Here is a 7457-nt window from a genome sequence, read left to right as displayed (position 1 = left end):
CTGGCATTGGATACGAGCACAACGATGACCGGTCCCTATCCGGCCGGGTCGGTGCTGATGATGACGTTCGTCGGCGGCCGGCACGTCCGCACCGGCGAACCCGTGGCGCTCGATCCCATCGAGGCGGATGCGTGGGGGCTGGCGCTCGTTCCTCCTGGCTTCGAGGAATATGCCTTGCGGCTGGGCACGATCGCGAAATTCTCCGCAGGTGTCCGGCACTATCGAATGGTCGTGGCGTCGGACGGAACTGCGTGTGTGATGCCCCCGGCCGACAAAGAGGTCCTTCTGACGAGCATGGGCTGAGTTACGCCGTCTCAACGCTGTGTCGATCGCCCGATACGGAGTCACGGGATACTGATCGCGTCTTCACCGACACAGAGATCGAGTGTGACGGAATTCTGACCGTTTCCGCTGCTCGCATTCACGGGCACGACGGCCACCCTCTCCCGGAGCTGGTGTGGAACCATGCCGACTGCGTCGCAGCCATGATGCCTTCGACGCGCACAGCACAGGCTTTCACGCGTAGAGGTATGTGGTCTGCTCGTTTCCCGTATCGGGCGAGGCCGAGGGCGACGTCGATGTCTTGTGCCCGCTACCGCCCAAGAAGAACGGCATCGACAATCTTGCCGCGCTCTGGTCCAGAGCCGTCGCCGACCAGCCTCATCGGAGGCATCTCACTCATCGCTGTTCCCCGTCGTTCACAGTGCCGCGACTGACAATCCCCGACAGAGAAACGGGCCCACATGACCAGCAACAGTGAGGACACGAAAACCGACAGCAGCGCGACCTGGACGGTACGCACCGTGGGAAGCTTCGCCGCGATCCATGTCAGCGGAACCTCACGAGCACAAATCACGGCCGCCAACGCCTTCGTACGCACCGCGCAAAACCTCGGACTCGTCTGCTACAACCCGCTCAGCGAACGAATCCTGCCGCCACGGGACTAGAACTGGATCTCCTTGAGCCGACATCCCGAGATGCGACGGCTCCCCGATGACGGCTCACCGAAACCATCCACGACCTACTCCTGAGAAATGTCAGTGGCCCAGCAACCCACCCTCCCGGCACCGCTGCCGGAACGCTTCGTCTGTCAGCACAGAAACCCACCTTCGGCATCCCCAACCACCGTCGCGGCAATACGCGCCGCCCATCCCTCGTGACCGAGCAAACTCCACACCGGGTCACGGTCGTCCAATGGTGTCGCAGCCAGCTGCACACGCCGCACAAACCGGCCGACAGCAGGAACAGACAACGCGATCCACCGCCACGAACCATCATCCGAGCTGATACCGAGTCGGCTCATCAAGCCAGTCGCGATCACCGACACGTCACCGTTCACTCCCGCAAGAGCATCCGCCGAGACATGAAGAACAGCCACCCACGACTGCACCGGCGACTTCGGCCCCCGCGGTGACGACCTCAAACCTGATCTCACCCGCTGCGGCCCCTCCATCACCGCTGCCACCGACCGCACCCACCCCGCATCATCGACACGGCTCGCCGGCAACGGATGCGATCGAACATGCCGACTCATCTCTCGACAACCGCCAACGACCTCCACCCCACCGACAGGTTCGGTCCCCAGCAGAAACTGCAACAACGAACCCACATCACTCGTCATACGCACATCCGAAATCACGGCACCATCCCACCGGCAATCAAGTCACCCGACGCGTCGCTGCTCATCTCGACACCTTCCCCTCGATCGAAAACACCGTGAGCCAACGGATTCGGCGTACGCAGCGGACCCGGCCGCCCGATCAAACCATGACCGTTCAACAGCGTCCCGACAATCGCCAGAGCGCCACGATGAAATGTCGCACCAGAGATCGAACACACCCGACCAAACCACGGGCCAGTGTGAAACTGAAACGACGGATTTCGGCACGAGGAGATCGAAGTATGCAGATCATGATCTGACCGGCTTACCGAGACGAGCACCCTTCGACCCCCTGTACGCAGTCGGTGCGCGGTTCTAAAATGGACGTCGCGGCGGTTTGATGTCGGGCACACAGTCTGCCGCGCCGGCCGGCCCCCGGGTGTCTTTCCCTCGGGGGATGGGTCGCCTGAACTGCGCACTGTCAGATAGCAACGGTTCGGTGCGCACGGCTCACCGCCAGTGCGCTCACAGTCCCGCTTTGGCGGTGAGTCCCCGGCCTCAACGCAAACCCGGCGGACGCATCGGCGCCCAACACGTCGAAGGCCGCACACACCGCCTTGCAACTACGTCGTCAGCGTCGAGATCGAAGGCAACCTCGACCAACTCACCGTCGCACTTCCCGACAGAGAAACGAGCGGACCACAAATATGGCCGCGCACACTGCTCTTACTGAAATTTTTCGGCGTGATCGCTCAACAACCGAGCAAGAAACCGAACCGTCTCAGGGTCAGTCATATCACCACCCCGCGCGCAACCGAGTCGGGCACCGGACGCCGCCTCCGCAGCCCGCAACTCCTCGTACGCCGCAACAAGCTCAGGACTCGGATTCGCCGCCAGCTCCGCCCGCCGCTGCCGCTTGGCCTCCCGGGCAACGCGCATCCTGTCCGAAAACTGCTCCTCACGCCAGATCCCGAACCTGCGACGCTTCCACGGCGACCGGACCGCAGCACCATCCATCCACTCCGCGAACTCAGCCCCGTCCTGCTCCCACCTCCGCGCCCGAAAAACCGGACTCCAGTCATCCACCAATGTTCTCCCCCATCTCGCGCCCGAAAGACCGGACTCCAGTCATCCACCAATGTTCTCCCCCATCTCGCGCCAAACCTCCCGAACCACACGACAGAGTCTGCCAAGCCGTCCACACCAACAAGCGATGCCAAGTCGCATCGAATTGCGTCACACCCACATTCTGCGGCCCAGCACCCACCCAAAACCCCTACGCCTCTTCCCATTGCCACTCATGCTGACGCCACGCCTGTTAACGGGACAGACAATCGCCGAGTTGATGAACGATAGTCTTTTCTGCGAGAGACCACGACCGTGGTCGACGCAAGACCACGACGGGCTAACAGATGCTGCTGACGGCGAACTGGCGAGACTGGTACCACTTCCGCCATCAACAGGAGTGTTTCAAGTCGGGCACAGCATTCGAGGACTATGCCTCGAAGGTGCTGGATCGATTCCACGACGACTACGTGAACCCCGCTCCGTCAGGAACACTCGGCGATGGCGGGTGCGACGGGCTGGCGGACTCAGGCACCATCTTCTACGCCTGCTACGGCCAACGACCGGCCCGCAGCGCAGAGCGCGAACTCGCTGCCAAGATCAATTCAGACTTCGCACGGGGGCTCTCTCAGTGGGACAGCTTCCACACATGGAAATTCGTCACGAACGCACCAGCAGGTCCAGAGTCCTTGAAAGCCCTCACCGGTCTCCAACAAAGTCACGGTCCGTCCGCTGAGCGCCCACTGACCATCCGGCTCGTTAACACCGAGAAACTCTGGGTGGAAGTGGTCGGAACCCTCGATGTCGCTGTCCTCAACGCGCTGTTCCCTGGGGCGCCCGGGGCAGAGAACGTGGAACTTTCTGACTTGTTGCCCCTACTTGACGCGCTCGACTCCAACACCGTGATTGTGGAAACCGGCGCACGTGTACTGGCCGTCCCCGCAGGCAAGATGGACTTCAACGAGCTCCCCGACGCGAGCCGTCTCGAGTTCAACGCAGGCCGGTTACTGGCTCCTCGTATTGACCGTTGGTATGAAGAGTTGTCCGACCCAGGTCTGTGTGACGTTCATGGCGAGAAATTTCGGTCGATGTACCAGGACGCCCATGCGGTGACGGCAGTACCAGCCGAAGTTCTTGAACGACTGTATGTGTCGGTAGCCGGAACTAACTTCAGGATGGATGGAAAGCGCGCCAACGCGGCGTTCGCAGTCGTCTCGTACTTCTTCGATTCCTGCCACATATTCGAGATGCCACCCACCAACGAAGACGGCCCAGAAGTGGAGACACCCAATGCTTTTACCCACTAAAGGGGTGTCATCGGACCGCGCCCTCATGACAGTCGGTTCCAAGATCCTCGAAGAACTCCGCGATCCGATGTCGGTCTCGGCCCTCTGGGAACGGTTCAGCATTCACGAACATTCGTCACATCGAGCCCAACGCATCACATTCGATTGGTTCACACTCGCACTGGCCGCCCTCTACACAATGAGACTCGTGGACACATCCGATGAAGGCTTCCTCAGGCGCACACATGTTTCTTAGCCGCCTCACCTCCTCCGACCCAAGATTCAAGACTCTGCGGTTTCGCGAGGGCCTGAACATCCTCGTCGCCGAACGCACCGACACATCCCAGCAAGGCGACAGTCGAAACAGCATCGGCAAAACCAGCGTCATCAAGATCCTGAGGTACCTCCTCGGCGGCGACCTACCGCCAGAATTCAAAGCATCCGAACTCACCGACCACACATTCACCGCCACCCTCGCGCTTCCCGCGAAAGATGGCGACCGGGACGACGAAGTTACTGTCACACGCGCCGTCTCACCGACGACCCGCGTTCAAGTCTCCGGTTGGTCGATAACCGGAAACTCGACGGACATCCACGTCGATGAATGGCGCGAATTACTCTCCCACAACATCTTTCGGATACCATCCGACGCAACCCGCCCGACAGCCGGTCAGCTCTGGAGTCAACTGATCCGAACATTCTTCAACAACCCCATCAAGGGCCACCAGTCCGAGGCCGACTGGGAATCAGGCGTGAAGATCGGCTTCATGCTGGGACTCTCACCAGAAATCTTGGGCAAGGCAGGCGATGTCGATCGCCTCACCAAACAAGGCAAAGCCATCCGCGCAGCAGTCCGTGAAGGCGCAATCACCCACCTCTCACTCGACGAATCCGCGATCCGCGCACAACTCGCGACAGCCCGCCGCCACCGCGACCGCGCACAGGGGGATCTACGCGGGTTCAAAGTCGATGAACAATACGCCGATCACCAACAAGAAGCGGACAAGCTCAGCGCCTCGATCCAGAAACTCAACGACGAAGCCCTCGCTCTACTACGAAGGTCACGGGAGATCGACGAAGCAATAGCCGACGAAGTCGAGACGTCCGAGCAGGACGAACTGACGGCGAAACTCTCTCGTGTCTACGCCGAGATCGGACTCGTCCTCCCGAACACCGTCAGCCGGCGCTACGACGAGGTCAGAGCATTCCACGAATCCGTGGTCCGCAACCGCCGATCATTCCTGGAACAAGAACTCAACAGCATCCGCACCCGCCTCGAAGCCATCCACTCCGAACGCAGCAGCCTCGACAACCAGCGATCCCAGATCATGCTTCTCCTCAACGAAACCGTCGCACTCGACACCTTTCTGAGCCTCCAGCGTGATCTTGCGAAGAAGGAATCCGACGTCGCAGACCTGGAACGACGACTGGAAGCCGCGAACTCAATCAGCACCATCAGCGACACGATCAAACTGCGAACCGCAGAACTCGTCGCCTCGGTCCGAACCGAACTGAACGAGCGAAATGACAGCCTCGTTGAATCGATCTCCCTATTCGGCGAACTCGGCGCAGAGATCTACACCGACCGTGAGGCATCACTTCTGATTTCGCCGACACCCAAAGGACTCTTAGGCGTCGAGCCCCGCATATCAGGCGACGCGAGCGTAGGCGTCCGCAGCGTAGAGACCTTCATACTCGACATCGTGTGCGCAATCGCCGCAATCAAAGCAGGCCGTGCACCTCGGATACTCGTACACGACAGCCACCTCTTCGACGCAATCGACGGCCGCCAAGTCGCATCGTGCCTCAACATCGGAGCCCGACTCGCCGAACAACACAACTTCCAGTACATCGTGACCCTCAACTCGGACTTCCTCGCCACCGTGGAACTTCAAAGCGACGGCGCCTTCGACGCAGACCCCTACATCCTCGACACACGTCTAACCGACGAAACAGACGCCGGCGGACTCTTCGGCTTCCGCTTCGATTAACCGCTCAACATGGCCAACAAGATCACCAACCAATGGGGCCACTCGGGACATAAATCAATCAGGGTGGGCTGTAGTCAACTACCCAAGCGGTCTCGGTCCGGCGGTGCGGTGCAGGCAGCGGTGGCGATGATCCTTACAACCCAAGCATGCGTCCGGGGGCCTTTCCGTACACGGATCCCTATTTCGTCTCGTTCGGATGGTTGGTGTGCACCTGCTCCACGTGCACCGTGCGCCCCTCGACATAGAACCAAATGCGGGCATCACCCTGCTGAGTGGGTTTGTGCTGCCACCGCTGATGGCTCACGCCGTCGCGAGTGACGACGCCGAGGTCGCCGCGTAGCGGGTAGTTCTTCGGATCCACCACCAGCGGGGTTCGCGTCAGGAAATCCCAGGCCTCCGCCAACGGGTTGCGGATCACCGCAGTGAGGTCCCGCCAACCTTTGCGTGCATTGTTGGTCGCGAAGCGGATCTCGTACTCGGTCTTCTTCGTCGGTCGAGGTACGAGCTCGCCGCGTTTTCCTGCCACCGCTACGGACGCTCCACCATCGTGTCGTCTTCTGGAGTGTCCAGCCATTCGAGGTCGGCCTGACCGAGGCCGGCAGCGATCGCGGTCGCCGTTTCTCGCCACGAGGTCAGTTCCGCAAGTACCAGGTGCGGTTGGTCGGTCGCGAACGACGCGCGTGCGGCGTCGACCAGGTCTCGAGCGCAGACGGCACGATCCTTCGGGGAAAGTGCCAGCATCCAGGGGAATGCGCGCGACATCCGTCCGTCGAGGGGTCCGTCGTCGTCGACGGCCACTCCGATCAGCTGTGCCGCGAACTCGAGGAGTCGGGCGCGGCTGTCTGCTTCGCGTTGTGTCATGAGCACGAGATCTTCGCCGTCGCGGCGGGTGACGGTGACGGGGTGGTCCTCGGCCTCGGCGAACACCTCGGCCGAGTGTTTGCTCAGGTCGGAGGAGCGGCGTGTGGTGCGGGTCGCGGTCGGGGCCATGCCCCCACAATATTCGGAACGTGTTCGGAAGTCTATGTGAAGTGCACTGCACGGCGACCGGCATGGCCCGGGTCCAGGCTTCTCCGGAACCGAAAACTCAGGCCGCGACTGTGACTTTCGGAATTATTTGGCACGTTCTTCCCTGAATCTTTTGGCACGGTGGTAGCCGTCAGACACTCTCACCTTGGGATCCTCGGTCGAGCAGGAGGCGGGAGGTATCTCGGTTTTCTCACTGTGTTGAGATCCGCCAACCCGGCATCCTCAGAGCCTCCGAACAACTCCTCGACGCGGCGACTGTTCAGAAAACCACTGATCAACTGCCACAGTTCATCCGCGAACGCCGGGGCTTCTGGACCGACCAAGCGAAGCAAGAACACGAACGCATCATCATCATCGAGCGCGGCCACGATGCCGTGCTCGGCAATCGCCCCCGCATCATCGGGGTACACCCCACTCAGGAACTCAAGCCCATGCAGATAATCGTCGAGGTACCTGTTCGGGCGCATCCCCTCATTCTTCCATCAC

The 7457-nt window shown here is 61.0% G+C and carries 9 protein-coding genes; 5 read left to right on the top strand and 4 right to left on the bottom strand.

The window, feature by feature from the left end; translation table 11 throughout:
* A partial coding sequence (locus tag ABT116_RS37325; protein WP_351643496.1) for a hypothetical protein occupies window positions 1-303 on the top strand: 303 nt, incomplete at its 5' end.
* A gap of 440 nt (window positions 304-743) precedes the next feature.
* Entirely contained in the window at window positions 744-947 is a 204-nt protein-coding gene (locus tag ABT116_RS37320) for a hypothetical protein (protein ID WP_037131380.1), read from the top strand.
* A gap of 143 nt (window positions 948-1090) precedes the next feature.
* On the opposite strand, the gene ABT116_RS37315 is transcribed toward ABT116_RS37320, so the two are convergent.
* Window positions 1091-1378, bottom strand: coding sequence for a hypothetical protein (locus tag ABT116_RS37315; RefSeq protein ID WP_157770425.1), 288 nt, complete (start codon window positions 1376-1378; stop codon window positions 1091-1093).
* A 1634-nt stretch (window positions 1379-3012) separates the two neighbouring features.
* Here ABT116_RS37315 and ABT116_RS37310 point away from each other — a divergent pair.
* Genes ABT116_RS37310 through ABT116_RS37300 form a run of 3 tightly spaced genes read left to right on the top strand, consistent with a single transcriptional unit; the run spans window position 3013 to window position 5942 of the window.
* The gene (locus ABT116_RS37310; RefSeq protein ID WP_003944224.1) at window positions 3013-3972 is read left to right on the top strand and encodes an ABC-three component system protein; all 960 of its coding nucleotides are present in this window, start codon (window positions 3013-3015) and stop codon (window positions 3970-3972) included.
* Window positions 3956-4207, top strand: coding sequence for an ABC-three component system middle component 6 (locus tag ABT116_RS37305; RefSeq protein WP_050794057.1), 252 nt, complete (start codon window positions 3956-3958; stop codon window positions 4205-4207). The genes ABT116_RS37310 and ABT116_RS37305 overlap by 17 nt, the downstream gene beginning before the upstream one ends.
* Entirely contained in the window at window positions 4173-5942 is a 1770-nt protein-coding gene (locus ABT116_RS37300; RefSeq protein ID WP_003944238.1) for an ABC-three component system protein, read from the top strand. Before ABT116_RS37305 ends, ABT116_RS37300 begins: the two co-directional genes overlap by 35 nt.
* A 178-nt stretch (window positions 5943-6120) precedes the next feature.
* Here the strand turns inward: ABT116_RS37300 and ABT116_RS37295 are convergent, their stop codons facing one another.
* The 3 genes from ABT116_RS37295 to ABT116_RS37285 form a co-directional block, all read right to left on the bottom strand.
* Window positions 6121-6468 carry a hypothetical protein gene (locus ABT116_RS37295; RefSeq protein WP_003944211.1) on the bottom strand — a complete coding sequence of 116 codons (348 nt, stop codon included), beginning with the start codon at window positions 6466-6468 and terminating at the stop codon, window positions 6121-6123.
* 2 nt (window positions 6469-6470) lie between these two features.
* Window positions 6471-6932 (bottom strand): hypothetical protein, encoded by a 462-nt coding sequence (locus ABT116_RS37290; protein WP_003944221.1) that lies wholly within the window; start codon window positions 6930-6932, stop codon window positions 6471-6473.
* 179 nt (window positions 6933-7111) lie between these two features.
* Entirely contained in the window at window positions 7112-7438 is a 327-nt protein-coding gene (locus tag ABT116_RS37285; RefSeq protein ID WP_037131386.1) for a hypothetical protein, read from the bottom strand.
* Window positions 7439-7457 lie beyond the last annotated feature (19 nt).

Origin of the sequence: Streptomyces sp. NPDC002130 (assembly GCF_040296465.1) — a bacterium.
Taxonomy (GTDB): Bacteria; Actinomycetota; Actinomycetes; order Streptomycetales; family Streptomycetaceae; genus Streptomyces.
This window is presented reverse-complemented; position numbering and strand designations above follow the sequence as displayed.

What these genes read in the sequence shown, in the direction of transcription:
- ABT116_RS37320 (WP_037131380.1), top strand. Translation starts at nt 744, where the DNA reads ATGACCAGCAACAGTGAGGACACGAAAACCGACAGCAGCGCGACCTGG.
- ABT116_RS37310 (WP_003944224.1), top strand. Translation starts at nt 3,013, where the DNA reads ATGCTGCTGACGGCGAACTGGCGAGACTGGTACCACTTCCGCCATCAA.
- ABT116_RS37305 (WP_050794057.1), top strand. Translation starts at nt 3,956, where the DNA reads ATGCTTTTACCCACTAAAGGGGTGTCATCGGACCGCGCCCTCATGACA.
- ABT116_RS37300 (WP_003944238.1), top strand. Translation starts at nt 4,173, where the DNA reads ATGAAGGCTTCCTCAGGCGCACACATGTTTCTTAGCCGCCTCACCTCC.
- ABT116_RS37290 (WP_003944221.1), bottom strand. Translation starts at nt 6,932, where the DNA reads ATGGCCCCGACCGCGACCCGCACCACACGCCGCTCCTCCGACCTGAGC.
- ABT116_RS37285 (WP_037131386.1), bottom strand. Translation starts at nt 7,438, where the DNA reads ATGCGCCCGAACAGGTACCTCGACGATTATCTGCATGGGCTTGAGTTC.